20 protein-coding genes and 1 pseudogene are annotated in these 18708 nt (G+C 69.0%); 8 read left to right on the forward strand and 13 right to left on the reverse strand.

Annotated elements, in window-relative coordinates; translation table 11 throughout:
- The first annotated feature begins 6 nt into the window (after nt 1-6).
- Nucleotides 7-1089: a branched-chain amino acid aminotransferase gene (locus ACIOEW_RS38405; RefSeq protein ID WP_401969964.1), complete on the forward strand. Its 1083-nt coding sequence runs from the start codon at nt 7-9 to the stop codon at nt 1087-1089.
- Nucleotides 1090-1135: 46 nt separating this feature from the next.
- Nucleotides 1136-1855: a 3-oxoacyl-[acyl-carrier-protein] reductase gene (gene fabG / locus ACIOEW_RS38410; RefSeq protein WP_401969966.1), complete on the forward strand. Its 720-nt coding sequence runs from the start codon at nt 1136-1138 to the stop codon at nt 1853-1855.
- A gap of 12 nt (nt 1856-1867) precedes the next feature.
- On the opposite strand, the gene ACIOEW_RS38415 is transcribed toward fabG, so the two are convergent.
- On the reverse strand, nt 1868-2446 hold the full coding sequence (locus ACIOEW_RS38415; protein ID WP_362554807.1) for an XRE family transcriptional regulator: 579 nt from the start codon (nt 2444-2446) through the stop codon (nt 1868-1870).
- A 68-nt stretch (nt 2447-2514) separates the two neighbouring features.
- On the opposite strand from ACIOEW_RS38415, the gene ACIOEW_RS38420 reads away from it, so the two are divergent.
- Both ACIOEW_RS38420 and ACIOEW_RS38425 read left to right on the forward strand, forming a co-directional pair.
- Entirely contained in the window at nt 2515-3201 is a 687-nt protein-coding gene (locus ACIOEW_RS38420) for an AzlC family ABC transporter permease (protein WP_362554805.1), read from the forward strand.
- A complete protein-coding gene (locus ACIOEW_RS38425; protein ID WP_362554803.1) occupies nt 3198-3521 on the forward strand; it encodes an AzlD domain-containing protein in 324 nt (107 codons plus the stop codon). Before ACIOEW_RS38420 ends, ACIOEW_RS38425 begins: the two co-directional genes overlap by 4 nt.
- Nucleotides 3522-3571: 50 nt before the next feature.
- Here the strand turns inward: ACIOEW_RS38425 and ACIOEW_RS38430 are convergent, their stop codons facing one another.
- The 4 genes from ACIOEW_RS38430 to ACIOEW_RS38445 all read right to left on the reverse strand — a co-directional run bounded on the left by ACIOEW_RS38430 (nt 3572) and on the right by ACIOEW_RS38445 (nt 6442).
- Complete coding sequence (locus ACIOEW_RS38430; RefSeq protein ID WP_401969969.1) at nt 3572-3865, reverse strand: helix-turn-helix transcriptional regulator; 294 nt, start codon at nt 3863-3865, stop codon at nt 3572-3574.
- Between the two features lie 189 nt (nt 3866-4054).
- A complete protein-coding gene (locus tag ACIOEW_RS38435; protein WP_401969971.1) occupies nt 4055-4813 on the reverse strand; it encodes an iron-containing redox enzyme family protein in 759 nt (252 codons plus the stop codon).
- Between the two features lie 89 nt (nt 4814-4902).
- Nucleotides 4903-5136 carry a ferredoxin gene (locus ACIOEW_RS38440; protein WP_362554797.1) on the reverse strand — a complete coding sequence of 78 codons (234 nt, stop codon included), beginning with the start codon at nt 5134-5136 and terminating at the stop codon, nt 4903-4905.
- Between the two features lie 34 nt (nt 5137-5170).
- Nucleotides 5171-6442: a hypothetical protein gene (locus tag ACIOEW_RS38445; RefSeq protein ID WP_401969973.1), complete on the reverse strand. Its 1272-nt coding sequence runs from the start codon at nt 6440-6442 to the stop codon at nt 5171-5173.
- A gap of 545 nt (nt 6443-6987) precedes the next feature.
- On the opposite strand from ACIOEW_RS38445, the gene ACIOEW_RS38450 reads away from it, so the two are divergent.
- A complete protein-coding gene (locus ACIOEW_RS38450; protein ID WP_350993584.1) occupies nt 6988-7446 on the forward strand; it encodes an Lrp/AsnC family transcriptional regulator in 459 nt (152 codons plus the stop codon).
- Nucleotides 7447-7848: 402 nt separating this feature from the next.
- Here ACIOEW_RS38450 and ACIOEW_RS38455 read toward each other — a convergent pair whose 3' ends face one another.
- The 8 genes and pseudogenes from ACIOEW_RS38455 to ACIOEW_RS38490 all read right to left on the reverse strand — a co-directional run.
- Entirely contained in the window at nt 7849-8514 is a 666-nt protein-coding gene (locus ACIOEW_RS38455) for a GNAT family N-acetyltransferase (RefSeq protein ID WP_401969975.1), read from the reverse strand.
- Between the two features lie 99 nt (nt 8515-8613).
- A complete protein-coding gene (locus ACIOEW_RS38460; protein ID WP_362554791.1) occupies nt 8614-9465 on the reverse strand; it encodes an NAD(P)-dependent oxidoreductase in 852 nt (283 codons plus the stop codon).
- A gap of 31 nt (nt 9466-9496) precedes the next feature.
- Nucleotides 9497-9739 carry a phosphopantetheine-binding protein gene (locus ACIOEW_RS38465; RefSeq protein ID WP_362554789.1) on the reverse strand — a complete coding sequence of 81 codons (243 nt, stop codon included), beginning with the start codon at nt 9737-9739 and terminating at the stop codon, nt 9497-9499.
- 11 nt (nt 9740-9750) lie between these two features.
- A complete protein-coding gene (locus tag ACIOEW_RS38470; protein ID WP_362554787.1) occupies nt 9751-10839 on the reverse strand; it encodes an alpha/beta hydrolase in 1089 nt (362 codons plus the stop codon).
- On the reverse strand, nt 10836-11918 hold the full coding sequence (locus tag ACIOEW_RS38475) for a glycine cleavage T C-terminal barrel domain-containing protein (protein ID WP_401969978.1): 1083 nt from the start codon (nt 11916-11918) through the stop codon (nt 10836-10838). Before ACIOEW_RS38475 ends, ACIOEW_RS38470 begins: the two co-directional genes overlap by 4 nt.
- A complete protein-coding gene (locus ACIOEW_RS38480; protein WP_401969980.1) occupies nt 11915-13015 on the reverse strand; it encodes a thioester reductase domain-containing protein in 1101 nt (366 codons plus the stop codon). Before ACIOEW_RS38480 ends, ACIOEW_RS38475 begins: the two co-directional genes overlap by 4 nt.
- The gene (locus tag ACIOEW_RS38485; protein WP_401970027.1) at nt 13012-14784 is read right to left on the reverse strand and encodes an amino acid adenylation domain-containing protein; all 1773 of its coding nucleotides are present in this window, start codon (nt 14782-14784) and stop codon (nt 13012-13014) included. The genes ACIOEW_RS38480 and ACIOEW_RS38485 overlap by 4 nt, the downstream gene beginning before the upstream one ends.
- Nucleotides 14785-14916: 132 nt before the next feature.
- Nucleotides 14917-15060 (reverse strand): annotated as a pseudogene (locus tag ACIOEW_RS38490) (MbtH family NRPS accessory protein); the annotation flags it as partial.
- A gap of 756 nt (nt 15061-15816) precedes the next feature.
- Between ACIOEW_RS38490 and ACIOEW_RS38495 the strand changes: the two are divergent.
- Genes ACIOEW_RS38495 through ACIOEW_RS38505 form a run of 3 tightly spaced genes read left to right on the forward strand, consistent with a single transcriptional unit; the run spans nt 15817 to nt 18655 of the window.
- Nucleotides 15817-16287 (forward strand): GNAT family N-acetyltransferase, encoded by a 471-nt coding sequence (locus ACIOEW_RS38495; RefSeq protein WP_401969983.1) that lies wholly within the window; start codon nt 15817-15819, stop codon nt 16285-16287.
- Entirely contained in the window at nt 16284-17810 is a 1527-nt protein-coding gene (locus ACIOEW_RS38500; protein ID WP_401969985.1) for a class I adenylate-forming enzyme family protein, read from the forward strand. Before ACIOEW_RS38495 ends, ACIOEW_RS38500 begins: the two co-directional genes overlap by 4 nt.
- On the forward strand, nt 17807-18655 hold the full coding sequence (locus ACIOEW_RS38505; protein ID WP_401969987.1) for a hypothetical protein: 849 nt from the start codon (nt 17807-17809) through the stop codon (nt 18653-18655). Before ACIOEW_RS38500 ends, ACIOEW_RS38505 begins: the two co-directional genes overlap by 4 nt.
- Nucleotides 18656-18708 lie beyond the last annotated feature (53 nt).

The raw sequence follows: 18708 nt of genomic DNA on the forward strand, positions 1-18708 counted from the left end.
AGCCCCATGCCGGTCGAGTTCACCCACCAGCCCGCCGTCCCGACCCCGGACTCCGAGCGGGAGCGGCTGATGTCCGACCCCGCCTTCGGCGACGTGTTCACCGATCACATGGTGACGATCAGATGGGCGGAGGGACGCGGCTGGTACGACGCCCGGGTCGAGCCGTACGGCCCGATCGCCCTTGAGCCCTCCGCCCAGGTCTTCCACTACGGACAGGCCCTCTTCGAGGGCATGAAGGCGTATCGCCGCCCGGACGCGTCGGTGGTGTCGTTCCGGCCCTACGCGAATGCCGCGCGGCTGAACTCCTCCTGCCGGCGGATGGCGATGCCGCCCCTCCCCGAGGACACCTACGTCGAAGCGCTGGAGCGCTTGGTCGCCGCCGACCGGAAGTGGGTTCCCCGCCGGGCTGGACACAGTCTGTACCTGCGGCCCTTCATGATCGCGACGCAACGGTCCATAGGCTTCTACCAGCCGTCCACCGAGTACCTGTTCGTGGTGATCGCGTCGCCGGCGGCCTCCTACTTCAAGGCCGGGCCCCAGCCCGTCTCCGTGTGGGTGCCGAGCGAGCACGTGCGGGCAGCGCCGGGTGGCACGGGTGCCGCGAAGTGCGGCGGCAACTACGCGGGGACACTGTTGGCCATGGAGGAGGCCCGGCAGCAGGGATGCGAACAGGTGGTGTGGCTGGACGCGGTGGAGCGTCGCTGGGTGGAGGAGATGGGCACCAGCAACCTGTTCTTCGTCTACGGAAGCCGTCTGGTCACACCGGAGTTGACCGGCACGCTGCTGCCGGGCGTCACCAGGGACTCCCTGCTGACCCTGGCCGGGGATCTCGGTTACAGGGCGGAGGAGGGGAGGATCAGCGTCGACCAGTGGCGTGCGGACGCGGAAGCCGGAGCGCTCACGGAGGTGTTCTCCTGCGGCACCTCGTCGATGATCACCCCCGTGAGCCGGGTCAGGAGCGCCGATGGCCAGTGGACGGTCGGCGGTGGCGACGTCGGGCCCGTCACCATACGGCTGCGGGACGAGCTCATGGGCATCCAGGCCGGCGAGCGTCCCGACCCTTACGGCTGGGTCCACAAACTCGCCTGAGCACCGCCCGCACCGCACGCCCGACACGATCAGAGGGAGGAATTCGGTGAGCCGATCCGTACTCGTCACCGGAGGGAATCGGGGCATAGGCCACGCGGTAGCGCGGGCCTTCGCGGAAGCCGGCGAGCGGGTGGCGATCACCCACCGTTCCGGCGAGCCGCCTCGTGACCTCGTGGACGCGGGCTGTCTCGCGGTGCGTTGCGATGTCACGGACACCGAGCAGGTGGAGATGGCCTTCAAGGACGTCGAGGCACGGCACGGCCCCGTCGATGTGCTGGTCGCCAACGCCGGCATCACACGGGACAACCTGCTGCTGCGCATGCCGGAGGCCGACCTCGGCGCGGTGCTCGAGACGAACCTCGTCGGGACCTTCCGTGTCCTCAAACGGGCCACGGCGGGCATGCTGCAGGCCCGCAAGGGGCGGGTCGTCCTGGTCTCGTCCGTAGTTGGTCTGCACGGCTCCGCCGGGCAGACCAACTACGCCGCCTCCAAAGCGGGCTTGGTGGGCCTGGCGCGTTCCTACGCCCGTGAGATGGGCCCGCGCGGCGTCACCTGCAACGTCGTTGCCCCCGGCTTCGTCGACACCGACATGACCCGGGCTCTGACCGAAAAGCAGCGCGACGCCGCGCTCGCGAAGATCCCGCTGGCACGTCTGGCCACGCCGGAGGAGGTCGCGGCGACGATACGGTTCCTGACGTCGGACGAGGCCTCGTACATCACCGGGGCCGTCATCCCCGTGGACGGCGGCATGGGGATGGGGCACTGAACCCCGCGGGCCCTACACGTGCTCGCTGACGAGTACGGCCCAGGTGCCCGGCTCCAGCGCGCGGAACACATGGGGCAGATCGGCCGGGTAGGTGATGGCGTCACCGGGGCCCAGTTCCACGGCGTCGTCGGCGGGCCCCACCAGCGCGCGGCCGGCGCCCAGCACCACGTGCTCCATGACTCCCGGCATGTGCGGATCCGACGTGCGCTGGTGCCCCGGCTCGGCGGTGACGCGGTAGATGTCGCGTCGCGCGCCGGGCGGGCAGGCCGACAGAAGCACCGCGTGGTAGTCGGCCTGGGTGGAGGAGACGGCGGCACCTTCCCCGGCCCTGATCACGTGGACCTGGGGCTGGCGGGGTTCGACCAACCGGGAGAACGGCGTGTCCAGTGCGACGCACAGCGCCCAGAGAGTCTCCAGGCTGGGGTTTCCCGAGCCCGATTCCAGTTGGGAGAGGGTGGATTTGGCGATCCCGGCCCGCTGCGCGACCTCGCTGAGGCTCAGGCCGGCGCGGTTGCGTTCTCGGCGCAGAGCGGCGGCGATGGCCTCGATCGGGGGCTTCGTGGAGTCGGCCGCTGTCGGGGGTGTCTTCATTGTCGTTCGCTCCACCGGTCGAGTGTTCGCCTTGACGAACGACCGTCGTGGCGTTCATTATGTATCCCATGCGTTCGTTATGGAGAACTCTAGAGCGCGAAGTGCTGCGGGACGTGGCATTGGTGTGTCTGGCGGTCGGTGTCATCGGTCTGTCCTACGGCGCGATCGCGGTGGCATCCGGGTTTCCTCTGTGGGCGCCGGTCCTGCTGGGAGTGCTCGTCGTCGCCGCGTCCTCGGAGTTCCTGTTCATCGGGATCATCGCCGCGGGCGGCAGCCCCATCGCGGCCGTTCTGGCGGGGCTGCTCGTCAACGCCCGGCACCTGCCCTTCGGGCTGGCGATCCCGGAGGTCATCGGCCGCGGCTGGAGCCGGCTCCTCAGTACCCACCTGATGAACGACGAGACCGTCGTCTTCGCCCTGGCGCAGAAGGAGCTGCCCGCCAAGCGTGCCGCGTACCGGCTGTGCGGACTCGGCATCCTGGTGTGCTGGCCGCTCGGCGCCCTCCTGGGCGGCATGGCCGGTTCGGTGATCAAGGATACGGATGCCCTCGGCCTGGACGCCATGTTCCCGGCGGTCATCCTGGCGCTCATCCTGCCGGCCCTGCGAGACCGGAAGACCCGGAACGCGGCACTCGCCGGTTCCGCGCTCGCCCTTGTCGCGACACCGTTCCTGCCGGTCGGGCTGCCCGTCCTGCTGGCGCTGGCCGGTCTCGTCCTGGCGACCGGGCGGGTACGAGAGGAAGAAGGCGCGCGATGACGAACACTCCGTTGCTGGTGGGGGCGATGCTCGTGCTGGCCGTCGGTACGTACGCATTCCGTCTGGCGGGCCCGGCGTTGCGCTCCAAGGTCGCGTTCCCGCCCGCGGTGGAGAAGCTCATGGAGCGCTCCGCAGTGGTGCTGCTCGCCGCCCTGGTCGCCACCGCCGCGCTGTTCGAGGCCCATGAGTGGGTGGGGGTGGCCCGCCCGATCGGAGTGCTGGTGGGAGGTCTTCTCGCCTGGCGCAAGGTGCCGTTCGTCGTGGTGGTCCTGGCGGCCGCCGCGTGCACGGCCCTGCTGCGGCTGGTGGGTGTCTCCTGAGCGCGCACGGTGCCCGTCCGGTGCACGGGCGGGGGCGGGCATCCGCCGGATCAGCCGTGTCCGCGGGCGTGCACGAGAGGCGTGGAGCACGGAGGTGAGGGCAGTACGGGTGAGGTGCGGTTGCTGATGTGCACCGCCCAGGCGAAGGCGACGATCCCCGCCTGCAGACGGGACTCCACGTCGAGCTTGGCCAGCACCTGTGCCACGTGGGCCTTCACCGTCCGTTCGGTGACCTTCAGGAAATTCGAGATCGAACGGTTCGAAGCCCCCTCGGCCAGGAGACAGAAGACCTCGAACTCACGTCGCGACAGGGCCGAGACCTTCTCGAACAAGGTCCCCCACATATGGTCGGGCTCCGCGGCGCACGGCCCTCGGCCGATGCTGTGCGCAGGAATCAGGGCAGCTTGCGTGGCGATTACGGACTCCTGTCGTGTGAGTCGGCCGGGGCGGCCATGGCCGGACCGAACACCCTGGCGCGCACCGGCCCGGTGCCGGGGTGCCAGGGTGTTCGGTGCCGGGCCGGCGGCCGTGGTTCAGCTGGGCCTGAGCACGCTATGGATCTCGGCCCAGTTCTCGGCGAGCAGGTCGAGGTAGGTCGCGAAGCCCTTCTCCAGTTGTTCGATGTCCTCCGGCGAGCTGCAGGCCCTGGCGGCGGTCGACAGGGAGTGGACCTTGTGTTCCTTCTCCGTGGCCCCTATGTGCAGATAGAAGAACTCACACTGCTCGTGGAACTCCTCGAACCCGTAGTGACGGCGGTAGTTGCGCACACCCTCGTACAGGCTGACCAGCTGCGGATACGCGTGCCACTCCTGGGCGAGCAGGGCGCCGCAGACCTCCTGCGGATACGGGCTGCTGAACACCTTCTCGCTCTCCTCGATGAGGCGCAGTGTCGACGGCAGCACCGGGGCCTTCACCGTGGCCAGGTCGACGGCGTGGCCGCGCATCCGGCTCAACAGGCTCTCCAGGAAGTCGCGCAGTATCACCGAGTGGGCCTTGGCGGGATCTCCGTGCCCCATCTCGTCATAGAGGTTCTCCACCGTCTCGGCACGTGCGGTGATGTCCTCCATGTGCAGAAAGGCCAGTGCGATGCGGATCGGGGTGCGTCGCACGCGCTCGTAGAAGTTCTTGGCGACGAGTTCCACCTCGTCGGCCGTGAGCTCTTCGGCGATCCACATGTCGTAGAAGGCGTTTTTCACGGCGGGGTGCTCGGCGCATCCGTGTGCCAGGGCCTGGATGCGGCTGTGCGCCTCGTCGAGCGAGAGCTGAGACGGCTGATCCGAAATGACGGTCACATCTGCTCCGTTACGTTGGGTGTCTGTGTTCCTTGAGTGGTGCGACGGGCTCCGGGTCTGTCGGTCCACGTCCGGCGGCCCGCCTCTCTTCAGTCCACGAGGTGGATGCACAAGGCAGGGCACGCCTTGGCGCACTGCTCGGCGAGTGCCACCTGGTGCTCGGGCACCTCGGCCTGGCTGCCCTCGCCGCCTGGCTGGTCGAGGACTTCGCCGTCCTGGCGCACGTACGCCAGGAAGCCGTCCCCGATGGCGAACAGCTCCGGTGCCTCCTCCTCGCACAGGCCGCTGTTCTGGCACTGGGACTGGTCGATCCACATGCGCATGACGTCTCCTCTCGGACGGGGGCTTCGCCGATGCCTACGCGTCGTCCCTGCGGATGACCGCGCCGGCCCGGTAGGTCTCCTCCACCACGACCCGGATCCACTCGGCGTAGCGGATGGTGTGCTTGAGTTCGTCGACGGTGAACTCGTCGCGCGGGTCGTGGCTCATCCGCACGACCCGGAAGTCGCCGACCATGGATGTCAGCACGTGCTCGGCGCCTTCGGCCAGGCGGTAGCCCAGGGCGAACGAGGCCCGGCCGCCGCTGGAGCAACCGATGCTCTGGTGGCCCCGGTAGTGGGCGTCCTCGTTGCGGAACAGCATGTGTCCGCCGTGCTTCTCCACGAACTGGCCCTGCATGCAGCCGGGGCCGTACAGGCTGCGGATGGCCCCGCGCTTCAGCTTCAGCATGCGGGCGCGCACGGTGCGCTGCAGTTGCTCGTCGGACGCGTGCCCCAACCGATCGGCGAAGTCCTCCAGTTCGATTCCCTCGCGCAACTGCGTTTCGGTGAAAAACGCCTGACTGGTCGTCATTTCGTGCGGCTGGTCCAGCATGTTGCCCATGGGGCAGGTGAGTGTGACATGGTCCGCGCGCAGCACAGGGTCCTCGAGAGCCGCCGCCATGATCGCGCGGAGCACGGAGGCGCTCTGTGCGTCCAGGGCGACGGCCTTGCGCGTCGCGGCGGTCAGGCGAGCGGACGCGGAGGTCCCGTTGCCGGAGCCGGGCAGGGCGTCGAGTGCTTCCTCGACCGGCACCGGGAGCACGCTGCGATCGATGTCCTTGCCCGGGATCACTCCCTCGGTACGGAACCAGGCGCGGCCGTCGATGACCGAGTACAGCTCGTGCGTCTCCTCGACCAGTGCGCGCATGCGCGCCACCCGGAATGCCAGGTCGAGCAGGGCTTGCGGGGCGGACTCGTCCGGATCGAGGACGGACGCGTACAGCGCGTGGCGCGCGAGCAGCGTGGTGCGCGCCGCCGCCGAGTCCGCCCGGTCCTCGAGCTCGTCGAGTCCGACGGCGGCGGCGTCCAGCGCGAACAGGGTCAGGGCGAGGTCCGCCTCCTCGTCGTGCCATTCCCCGGGGGCACGCTCGCGCAGCGACTCCAGGGCCGAGCGCAAGTCGGCGCGCACCCGGTACTCGCCCCGGTACACCAGCCAGTGGTGGCGGCTGTACACGAGCGGGCGCAGGCACGCGCCGAGGACGCCGGCCAGGCAGTTCGGATCCGGTGACGCACCCACGGCGGCGCGAAATGCCGCCGCCGTGTCGATACCGGCAAGGTGGGTGTTCGACAAGGACACAGACACGGGCATGGCTTCCCCTCGTGGATCTCGCCGTGACAGCAGTCGTGGTGCACAGGAGGGTGGTTCGTCCGGAGCGTCGGGCGGCGGATGCCCCGGGGGAGTCCGCCGCCGGCGTTGCGTGGTCCAGGGTCCGGTGATGAGCTGCGCGGGCCGGCTCGCGCATCGTCACGCGCCGGGCCGGAGCGGCCCGTTGAGGATGTGCGACGTGACCGTGCACCGGGTGGGCGACGTAGACCGCATCACTTCCCCGGCCGGCTTACGCGTGCAGCCCCTGAGGCGTGAATCACGCCCACCGCCCCGAAGAGACGAACTCGGGTTCCGGACCGGCAGTGCAGTGAATAACGGGATTTCAGTCCAACGCCACTTGTGGACAGATATGTCGAATCAGTGAGTCAGGGGCCGTTGAATCCATTAAGTAGACTTCACGGTACACGAGTTGCCCGTGGGTTCAGCAAGTGCCATCTCAGTTAATGAGACCGCCGAGTGCGATGTCGAGTTATTCAAGAACTCTAAAGAAACGGAAGTTGTTCGACTTCGTTGCTAAAGTGCTTCTCATGAGTAGCGACCGGTCACTGGATGCCATAGACCGCGCAATATTGCTCCAACTGTCCAGAAACGGGCGGCTCACCAACGTTGAGCTGGCGCAGCGTGTGGGCTTGAGCCCCCCGCCCTGCCTGCGCAGGGTCAAGCGTCTGCGTGAGGCGGGCGTGATCGCCGGCTACCGCGCCCGTATCGACCCGGCGGTCATGGGACGCAACGTCGAGGTCGTCATCGCCGTCGATGTCGGTGGCCGCGACCTCGCCTCGCTGGAGGAGTTCGAGCGTCAGGTGGCCGCGTACGACGAGGTCATCGAGGTGCGGCGGATGTTCGGGCAGCCCGATTTCTTCATCCGGGTCGCAGTTGAGGACCTTGTGGCGTACGAGAAGTTCCTGACCGGCAGGCTCATCGTGCTGCCCGTCGTGACGAGGGTGAACTCGCACCTGACGATGAAGACCGTCAAGTCCGATGACTGAGACGTCGAAGGGATTCGACGGAGGCGGACGGCGTCGAACGCCATCGGGAGCCGGCACTCGACGCCGCCGCTCCTGTGGCGATGATGCCATTGCGGGCAGCGAAACAAATCAGCCACCGGGGCCTGCGCAATGGCTGGTGACCGTGTTGCCCGGAATGGGTATCGGTTCCGGTAGGGGAAGCCTCTGAAACCCGCGACTGGGATCTCTTGACCCGTCGGACCGTGTCCCTTCCACGCCTGTCTTCAATTGGCAATAGGCGGTAAGTAAGGAACTGGTCTTTTCTGGCGGGGTGGTGCGGCGCCCGGCCGCCCATTCATAGGAATTCCACGGCATTCGCACAGTTGGGCCGGCAACCTTCACGGGCCCTTTGGCCCGGCTGAGTCGGGTGTTCCCCTCTCCGTCTCAGGCGGCCGAGCCTTCGGAGATCCCGGGGCGCTCCGTCCGGATGCTGCCATGCTGCTCGGCGAGCCGTTCGAGCAAGCGGGCCTCGACGCCGGCCCATTCCGCGCTCACGACGGAGTACATGGCGGAGTCCCTGAGCCGCCCCTCCTCGCCGGGGGCCCATGACATCGACCAGTTGCGCAGGACACCCTCGTAGGTGGCGCCGGTCGCCTCGATGGCCCGGCGTGACCGATGGTTGCGGGCGTCCGTCTTGAGATCGACCCGGACCACCCGCAGTTCCTCGAACGCGTAGCGCATCAACAGCAGCTTGGCCTCGGCGTTGATCCCACTGCCCTGCGCGGAGGCGCCGAGCCAGGTGAAGCCGATCTCGACAGCCTGCAGATCCTTTCGACCCGGCCAGTACCGGGGTTCCCAGTACGCCGTGCAGCCCACGGCGCGACCGTCGCTCCGCCGGACCAGCGCGAACGGGACGAGTCCGTCCGTCATGCGGTCGAACTGAGCTGCCAGATAGCCGACCACCTCCTCGGCCCGGGGGACGAGCGTGAAGGTGTAGTTGCTGCGATCCTCCTCGACGGCCTGAGCGAGGTCGGCCGCGTGATCGGCGGACAACGGCTCCAACCGGACCAGGGAGCCGGTGAGTGCGGGGACATGGAACCACGGCTGCATTTCGTCACTCCTCATCGCTTCTGGCGTCAGAGCACATGGGACCGGCCGACGGGAGTCCACGAGCCGGAGCCTCGGGACGGCGTGGCGTCGGCGAGGCGGTCACCATTCGTTGAGGTGGGACACCGAGCCGAAGTCGACCTCGCCACCGTACTGATCGAGCGCCTCGGACATGCGGTCCCCGGCGGCGCGCCCGACGGGGGAGCCGACGCCCAGTTCCGCCGCCAGATCGAAGGCGTGCCCCAGGTCCTTGACCATGTACTCCAGCTTGAAGCCCGCAGTGAAGTCGCCCACCATGACCCGTTTCGGGTACAGGTTCGCCAGCTGGGCGTTGGCGCCCCCACCGCCGGACGTGATGGCGTCGATGGCCACGGAGACATCGAGTCCGGCCTCGCGCACCATCGCCAGGGCCTCGCCGGAGGCCACCGCGTTCACCGCGACCAGGTAGTTGTTGACCAGCTTGACGGTGAGGCCGGAGCCGACGGGCCCGCAGTGCCGCAGACGTTCCCCGTCGCCCACCGCGGTGAGGACGGGCCGCGCCCGCTCGAGCGCCTCCCGCGGCCCGCCGACCCAGAACGCCAGTGTGCCGTCGCGTACCGCGGCGATTCCGCCTCCGGCCGGGCTGTCCAGGTAGCTCACACCGTGTCGCTCGGCGCGGGCAGCGAGCCGGCGGGCCACCCGGGGCGAATGCGTCGTCATTTCCAGGAGGACCGAACCCGGCTCGGCCACGGTCAGCACCGCGTCGACCACCGACTCGACCTCGGCGGAGTCCGGCAGGATCGAGCAGATGACCTCCGCGCCTTCGGCCGCCGCTTCGGGCGAGCCGACGACGTTCCACCCGGCCGGCAGCCGGCCGGGGGCCCGCGAGGAGACCACGACCTCGTGCTCCGCGGCGAGGAGCCGTTCCACCATTGGTGCCCCCATCAGACCGGGGCCGATGAATCCAACCTTCATGACGAAGTCCCTTCCGTCGGACCGAACGGTGTCAACGCGGGAAGACGAACGCGTAGGTGCTGCGCAGCGTCGCGATCGCGTCGAAGTCGAGCGAGTCGATCTCGACCTCCGCACCGCGCTGCTGTTCGAGGAAGTCGAGGAAGGCGAGCGTTCCCAGGGAGTCCAGCAACCCTGCCTCGAAGAGATGGGTGTCGGCAGTCACCAGCGACGTGTCGGCGCCGATCTCTTGCAGGAACTGAAGGGCGTTCTGGACGAATGCGTCCTCGGAGGGCATGGACATTCTCCTCAGGTGGTGGCCGGTGCCTCGGTTCGGCGGGCCCGGCCGGAGTTCCGGCCGAGCCCGGTGCGCAGCACTTCGTGGTGCTCGCGTCGGGCCCGGAGCGAGAGCGACGCCGTGGACAGCGTGTCGAAGGCGTGGAACGCCCCGGCGAAACAGTGCAGTTCGGTGGGGACGCCGGCGTCCGCCAGCGCCTGCGCGTAGTGCGCACCCTCGTCCCTCAACGGGTCGAGCTCGGCGGTCATCACGTAGGCGTCCGGCAGTTCCGACAGGTCGGTGGCCCGACCGGGAGCGGCATACGGGGACACGTTGCCGCGGCGCTCCACCGGCCCCAGGTAGTGGTTCCACATGTGCGTGCAGTTGGGCGCGTCCCATGCGGGCGTGTCGGTGAACACCCGCACGGAAGCCGTCCGGAGCCGGTCGTCCATCACGGGATACAACAGCATCTGCAGTGCGGGTGCCGGGAGTCCGCCGTCCCGGGCGCGCATGCACAGAGCCGCTGCGAGGGCGCCGCCCGCGCTGGCCCCGGCGATCGCGATCCGTGCTGTCTCCACGCCGATCGACGCGCCCTCGGAGCACAGCCACCGGTAGGCGGCAACGCAGTCGTCGAGGGCGGCGGGGTAAGGGTGTTCCGGCGCCAGGCGGTAGTCCACGGCCACAACGGTGCACCCCGTCTCCCGACAGGTCTCCAGGCAGCGAGGGTGCTCGAAGTCGAGGTCGCCCGAGATGAAGGCACCACCATGCAGGTACATCACGGCGGGCCGAGGGCCCGGCTCGGCCTTGGCGCGGTAGGTCCGTACCGCCACCTCATGGCCCGTGTCGTCGCGCACGACGTGGTCCTCGACGTGCACGGCGGGGTCGGTCGCCGTCCACAGGCCCGCCAGCTGCGCCACTCTGACACGGCGGGCGGCCTCGCGACGTGCGGCCTGCGCGTCGGCATGATCGACGCGCCGGTACAGCCGGGCGACCCGGCGCAGGCCGGGGTCGATGCGATACGCCGGGTAGGGCTGCCCGGCCGCGACCGGGCCGCTCGGAAGCCGGGCGTCCTCCGGGTCGCGCAACCCCGGGGGGCCGTTGCCTTGCTCCGGTGTACTCACAACACCACCTCCGGATCGACGGGGACCGCGCTGATCCTGCCCCCGAGTTCTCCGTGGGGGCCGCCCACGGCCACGGCGGACCCCACGCCGATGTGCGGGCACACGAACGCGAACCCCAGGCCGCGGTGCAGCCGAGGGGCGTAGTTCCCGCTGGTGACACGGCCCACCACATCCCCGTGGTGGAGCAGTACGGCGCCTGCCGGCGGGGCCTCGCGGGTGTCCATCACCACGGCACGCAGGACACGATCGAGCCCGCGGCGGGTACGCGCGATGAGGGCGGCACGGCCCACGAACTCGGTTTCGAGCGCGACCAACCGTGAACCGCCGGCCTCCATGGGGGAGATGGACGGGCCGAGTTCGCATCCCGGCCTGGGGATGCCGGCTTCCAGACGGTGCGTCTCGCGCATGGCCAGGCCCGCCGGTGTGACCCCCGCGTCGACCAGGCGTCGGTACACGGAGCGTGCGACGGCCACCGGCAGGTCCAGCTCGAAGCCGATCTGCCGCCCGAATCCGGTAGTGGCGATTCGGGCTGGATGCCCGTCCAGCAGCACCTCGCGCACCGCGGAGAGCGGCAGTTCGGCCGGGTCCACCCCCAGCGCGGCCAACTCTTCGGTTGCGCACGCCCCTTGTAGTGCAAGCAGAACGCGACCGGCTGCGACGTCCTCGATGTCGCACGGCCCTGTGGTTGCCTCGGCGTGTGTGCCGCGCAGCGCGTCGAGCACGGCCTCGGGCCGGCCCGGCGTGAGGATGAACTCCTCGTCGCGCACCCACCACACCATCAGGTCGTCGACCACGTCGCCGGTGTCAGGTGACAGCAGGAACGTGTACTGGCTGCGGCCCGGCCGTGTGCGCCGCAAGTCATTGGTGAAGGTGCGCTGGACCGCTTCGAAGGCACCGGAGCCCGCTACCCGGACGCGCCCCAGATTGGACGAGTCCCACACCACGGAGCGTCTGCGGTGGGCCTGGTACTCCTTGAACGGGCCGCCGAATTCGAGCGGGAGCAGCCAGTCGTCGGACTCGACCATGCGAGCGCCGAGTCGGGTGTGCTCGTCATGCAGCAGAAGCCGGTGCCGGGTCATCGCGCTCCCTGTGGCTGAGGGCCGCGGACGGCGGACCTGGAGTCGCTCCGGTCCTGCTCGGGCCAGGTCCGGACCCATTCGGCCAGCAGAGCTGCCGCGGGCGGCAGCAGGGGGTACTCCTGGTCGAGCTGTTTCCGTGCACGGGTGGCGCGCAGCCCGGGACGGTTGTCGAAGACAAGCGGTCGCTCGGGCAGGGACGCCGCGAGCCGAGCGGTCGCTGCGTCCTCGCGCGCCGCGCGGTACACCAGGGAACGCCACTTCGCGTAAGGGACCTCGTCGAGTTCGTACCCGGCCGCGCGCAGCACGTCGACCGCGTCACGCCAGGGCAGCGCCTCCTCGGACACCAAGTGGTACGCACGGCCGCAGGAGTCCGTGCGGCCGGACAGGGTCACGATGAGCGACGCGACCCAGTCGACGGGGCTGAGCCGGACGGAACCGGTCAGATCCGGGACCACGCCGAGGTGCACACAGCGGCGGAGGACCAGCTCCAGCAGGTCGCCGGGGTTCGAACGGCCCGTGCGGGAGTCCGTCGTGACCCGGCCCGGCCGGAAGATGGCCGCGTTCAGACGCGTCTCCTGATGGGCGGTACTGACGAGACGGTCGGCCGCCCACTTCGACTGTGGGTATCCACCCGTGACCGGATCGACGAGTTCGAAGGGCTCGCCGGTCACGGTGTGCGCCACCGCCGCGAGACTGCCGATGTGGCAGAAGCGGGCGCCACGGGATTCGGAGAGTGCCAACAGGCTTTCCGTGGAAGCGACATTGGACGGATGGAGCGAGGCGTAGGGGAGAGCCATGTTGACCCGGGCACCGCAGTGCACGACCCGCGTCACGTCCTGCCCGAGGTGCTCGTACTCCCCGCTAGACAGCCCCAGAAGCGGCTCGCCGAGATCACCGGAAACCACCTCCAGTCTCTCCTGGGCACCGGGCGGCAGGTCGCCGACGGCGGAGCGGAGTCTCCCGGTGCGGTCGTCACTCGTCGCGCCCCGCACGACGCACCGCACGCGGTCGCCGACCGCCAGGAAGCGTCCCACCAGCGCTGAGCCGAGAAACCCGGTCGCCCCGGTGAGCAGCGTCACGGACGGAGTGGCTGTCATACGGCGCTCCGCGGGGCCGTGGTCGAGCCGATCTTCTCGGCGTACGCCCGTACGGTCGCGGCGTCCGCGGACGGGACCGGAACCTCGTGGCCCAATTCCTCTCCGATGCGCACGGCGACGTTGACGGCGGCCAGGGAATCACCGCCCAGCGCGTAGAAGCTGTCGTGCAGACCGATCTCGTCGATGTCCAGGACGTCGCTGTACGCCGCCGCCACGATGCGGTGCGTTCGGCTCCAGCGGTTCGGCTCGCCCGGTGGGTGCGGCGAGCCGGCGCCCAGGGGCAGCGGCTCGGGGAGGGCCTGAGTGTCCACCTTGCCGTTGGCGTTCACCGGAAACGCGGACAGGACCGCCCAGTGCGTGGGCACCCACTGCGGCGGATACAGGGCCTCCAGCGCGGACTTCGCCGCATGTGGTTCAGGAGTGGCCTGCGGACCGTGGAGCAGGAACGCCTCCAGCGTCATCCGGCCGTCCCGCGTCCGCGGCAGCACCAGTGCCTCCTGGACCCCCGGCACGCCCCGCAGAGCCTGCTCCACGGCGCTGGGCTCGACGCGATGGCCGCGGATCTTGACCTGCCGGTCGGCGCGGCCGAGGACCGTGGTCACGCCAGCGGCGTCCATGCGTGCCAGATCGCCGGTCCGCAGGAGCCGGGAGCCGTCCGAGGCCCATGGATCGGGTATCCAACGCTGAGCCGTCAGCCCGGGCCTGTTGCGGTAACCGCGCCCCAACGACGGTCCGCCCACCAGGAGTTCGCCGACCTCGTCGATGCCTACCGGCTCGCCGTTGCTGTCGACGACGTACGCGTCCACATTGTCGATCGGCCGTCCGACGGGCACCCTGCTTCCGCCCCTCTCGTCGCCCCCGAGCCAGTGACAGAAGCAGCCGTGCGTCTCAGTCAGCCCGTAGTGGTTGACGACCACCCGCTCGGGCGATCCGGCCATCCATTCCTTGAGCTCGCCGGTGAAGGACAACGCTTCGCTGCCCACCATGAGTTGCCGCGCGAGCCCGGTACCCGGGACCCCGCGCGCCGTCATCATGCGGACGTGTGTCGGAGTGAGCTTGAGCAGACCGCCCCGCGCCGTCGTCGACAGTTCCAGCAGGTCGTCGGTGCTCGCGCCTTCGGGGACGACGGTGAGGGGCCAGCCCTTCAGGAGGGGCGTGAAGATCGTGGTCAGGGAGCCCAGGAAGAACAGGGACGCGCTCAGGAACGTCGATTCGTCAGGTCGGTGATCGAACGCGTTCCCGCACCACAGCGCGTAGTTGACCAGCTGCCGATGGGTGCCTTCGACGCCCTTGGGCTCGCCGGTCGTGCCTGAGGTGTAGAAGACAAAGGCCAGATCGTCCGCTCCGGCCGTGGCCGGCGCGGACGCGGAGGGCGGCGCAGTGGCACGCAGCTGCCGGACTGTCAGCGTGGTGCGGCCCGGAGCCGCGATCCGATCCGCAAGCTCCTCGGTGGCGATGACGATACGGGTGCCGGAGTCCTGCAGAATCGCCTCGATCCGCTCCAGGGGCAGTTCGCATGACAGAGGCAGGTAGGCGCCCCCGGAGTCCAGGACGGCGAGGACCGCGGTCAGCGCGTCCAGGCTGCGGGGCAGCAGAACGGCGACCGGTACCTCACGGCGGCACCCCGCTTCGGCCAGGGCGTGAGCCCATGCGGCGGCGGTGTTCAGCAGCTCCCCGCGGGTGATGCGGTCCGGGCCGTGCGTCGCGGCGAGCCGGTCGGCTGGGATGTCCTGCGCCCTCACCAGTGCGGTGATGGAGGTATCGGGCACCGAGCGGCGTAATCCGGACGCGACCGCAGTGCTGTCGGACGGTGCGGTGCGGGGCGTGCCGGCAGGGGCCGGGAGGGCGGACGGCGGGGTCGCGGCGCTCGTGGTCGCGGCGCTCGTCCTGTCGATGTGCGCGAGGCACGCCTCGCGGTGCCCCGAGAAGCCCGTCGGTCGCCAACCGCCGGGGAGGTGGCGTTCCGCCGGCCAGAGTGACCGCTGTCCCGCTGAGTTGACCACGACATTGAAAACGGCGTCGTTGAGATTGTCCCAAAGGACCATGCGCACCTCGACTCATGATGGTGCCACCACGGGGACGAGCAAGCGTTCAGCCACGTGATGGCTCAGGAGGGCCTGCGACGGCGGTCACCATACACGTGCAACCGGACGAATCGGAATGTCGGGAACGCGGTCCGGAGCCAGAACGCACTTTTCTTCGATGCCGGTCGGTTGGATGGGCAACAACATGTTGCGCCTGATGGCTCCGGGGACAGAAAGGTGCGCTCGGCGGACCTGCCGGAGAGGCGCCGACTGTGCATTTCACATTTTGAGATGCTGATTGACGACGGTTGCGATGTTCTGCATGCTCTACCGGGCCTCCATCGAGCCTGAATCCATGGCCCCGAGGCCGCTGAGTCGTGTGTGGCCTGTTTTGGATATCCTTCGGTCGATTTCACTGGGAGTTCGACATGTCAGTCTCGCGATATCGCTCGGGATCGCATGCATGTGGGTCTCGCGTAGGTGTACTCCGCAACCGCTCGTCCGTGCGTCGAAGCAGAAGCTGACGCGTGTCCCGGGGCCTGGGATCGCAGAGGGCCTCACCGTGAGCCGGGCGGCTGATCGACGAGATCGCGCTCGTCCTCTCGTCTGCTGCTCATCTGCTCATCGAGGAGAGCGCGAGCCCGGCGACGGCTTCATCAGGCAATTCGGGCTCTGCCTCGGCGGCATGGAACTGGCCGGGGCGATCGGATGCCGGCACTCCGGGACGGGGTCCACGCCGAACTTGCATGACTCATCACGCAGGAGGGTCGAAACCTGATGGCCGGGACGGAACGGACCGCGAAACGCGGTAGAGAGTGGCGTATCGCGGAGGCGGAGACGGAGCAGGAAATCCGCAGATGCTGGCCTGTTTTCCGTGAACTGCGCCACAACATTCCGGACGAAGAGCTGTATGTGGACCGGTGGAGGCAGCAGCGGGCCGAGGGGTACAGAATTTCATTCCTGGAGAGAGAAGATGAGGTTCTGGGAATCGCTGGGTACCGTTTGGTCAACTCCATGGCGTGGGGGCGCATCATCTATCTGGACGACCTCGGAGTCCTGGAGGAGAAGCGGGGGGAAGGTCTGGGGGCAGCCCTTCTCGAACATGTGAAGAAGGTGGCTGAAGGACTCGATTGTGAGGCGGTCCACCTGGATACCGGATATCACCGGAAGCGGGCGCACAGAACCTATCTCCGCAATGGGTTCGAGCTGGAGAGTCACCACCTCAAATGGGAGGTTTCCGGAACGTGAGGGAATTACTCAGGCGTCACGAGTACCTTGCCGGGACCCGCCCTGACGACCCCGCCATCAGCTACCGCAACGAGTCGCACGCCGGGACGACGCTCACCTGGTCCGACTTGTGTGTGCGGGCTGAGAAACTGCGCCAGGTCCTGCTGGAGAACGGTGTGCGCCGGCACCGGGTGTGTGCCCTCGTTTTGCGCGACCACCCGGATCTCGTTCCCCTCCTGCTGGCTCTGTGGCAGCTCGACTCCCCTCCGGTGCTGCTCGACCCCAAGTGGGGATCCCGGCTCAGCGAAGCCGTACTCGCCCACAGCACCCCCGGTTTCCTCATCGAACCCGGACCCGAGCCACGCATACGCCGCATCGGCCCGGACTCCGGTGAACATGCCCCGGCGGACGCGATGTTCATCGGTTACACATCCGGCAGCACCGGCGACCCGAAGGCCATCGTGTTCACGCACGAACGCCTTCACGAAGGCACGCTCGGCAATGCTTCCGCGTCGGAACGTCTGCGCGGCTCCCGTCCACGGCACATCGCCCGGTCGATGCGGATGTCCGGCTCCGGAGTCATCAACCTGCACCACACATGGGGCGCCGTACTGGGCGCGTGCGTGGTGGTGCTGCCCGAACTGACCGTCAGGAACGCGCGGGACTACTGGGCCCGGCTGGCGGCGCACGACATCGATCAGACCTTCCTCGTCCCGCAGTTGATCGATGTGATCAACCGATTCGCCGCCGACCGTGACACGTCCGGTGCCGGTCCGCTCTGCTTCACGGGCAGCGCACCGCTGTCCGCGCGGATACAGGACCGATTCCAGCAACGGTTCGGCCTCCCCCTGTTCAACGCGTACGGGCTCTCCGAGACCTCGTCCGCCGCCTTCTTCGGCCGGCGGGGAGGGGACGGGCTCGCGACCAACAGCATCGGGGTCCCCGAGCGCGCCGAAGCGCGGTTGCGTGACCTGACGGGACGGGTCGTCGAAGGAACGGGAGAGGGCGAGATCGAACTGCGCGGCGCTCAGGTCTTCGGTGGCTACTACCGCAACGAGCCGGCGACGCGGGAGACGCTTGTCGACGGTTGGCTGCGCACCGGCGACATCGCGCGCCGTGACACGGACGGCTTCTACCACCTGGTGGGGCGGAGCAAGGACGTGGTGATGAAGGGCAGTTATGCCATCCACCTGAACGAGGTGGAGGAGGTGGCGTTGTCTCACCCCGATGTCCTGGAGGCCGCCGGAGTGCCTCTGCGCCTTGCCGACAGCAGTGAGGACATCGGTGTCCTGGCCCGGCTCGTGGACGGCGGCGAGGCGAGTGCCGCAACCCTGCTGACCTGGCTCCGAGAGGCCCTGGGAGTGCAACGGGCGCCATGCCGTGTGGTGCTGACCACCGAGCCGCTGCCCCGGGGTGGTCAGGACAAACTGGACCGTCCGCACGTTGTCGCGCGCTGGGATGCCCTGCCCGGCGTGCCGCGCAGTCTGCGCAGCTCATGGCAGGGCACGAACACCGCCGGTACGCCCGCAGAAGGGCAGCGATGATCGCCGGGATCACGCACCTGACGATGGAGGCGAACCTGGATCGGGGCGTCGACGCCGCTACGACATGGGGTCTGGGACTCCGGTTCCGTGACGAAGTCGCGCTTCCGGCTTCCTTCGAGCAGGTCGAGGACGACGCCCACAAGCTGCCGCTCGCCCTTCTGACCGGCCCCGGTCTCAAACTGGAGGTCGTGCAGCACCGCCGGACGTCCGGCGTTCCGGGCGCGTACACCGGCGTCTTCGCGTGCCGCCCCCCGGGCGGTCTGCCGGTACGGGACCGCCCGCGTACCCGTGAACTGCTGCGCCGGGCAGGCGTGGTGAAGCATCCGGTGTGCGTGGCGGTACCCGCGCCGCACGGCGAGGCCTGGTTCGACGCTTCGGCGGCAGCCGACGGGCTCGCGGGCATCCTGTGCTCCGTGCGGGACGTGCCGCGCGAGGCGGAGTTCTGGAGCGACTTCGCGAAGGCCAAGTGGGTTCGTGTCACGGCCGACGAAGCGTGGGGGCACCTTCCTTCGCCGTTTCCCGGGAGCTCCGGCGCCCTCGTCCTGGAGCCGCGGACCGTCGGCGCGTCCACCCGAGCAGGCGTGGGCCACGCGATGAACGATCAGGGCTTCCCTTCGATCGGTGTCCTGAGCACCGCCGTCGACGCCGACTGTTCCCGAGCGGTCGACGCCGGCGCGGCGCTGCGCGCCGCTCCGATCACCACGGCCGTCGACGGCCGATCGGTCCGCATGGCCCTGATCGAGACACCGGGAGGCGCACCGGTCGAACTCCTCTCCGTGGCAGCCGGTCCCCGCCGGCCGAAGAGCCCGGATGCCCCGCGAACCCTCAAGGGCTCCGACACCTAGCAGCGCGCCGTCCTGTTGAGCCACCACTGACTGGATCGTCCATGGTTCATGCC

The sequence above is a fragment of the Streptomyces sp. NPDC087901 genome, assembly GCF_044742205.1.
In the GTDB taxonomy this organism is placed as follows: Bacteria; Actinomycetota; Actinomycetes; order Streptomycetales; family Streptomycetaceae; genus Streptomyces.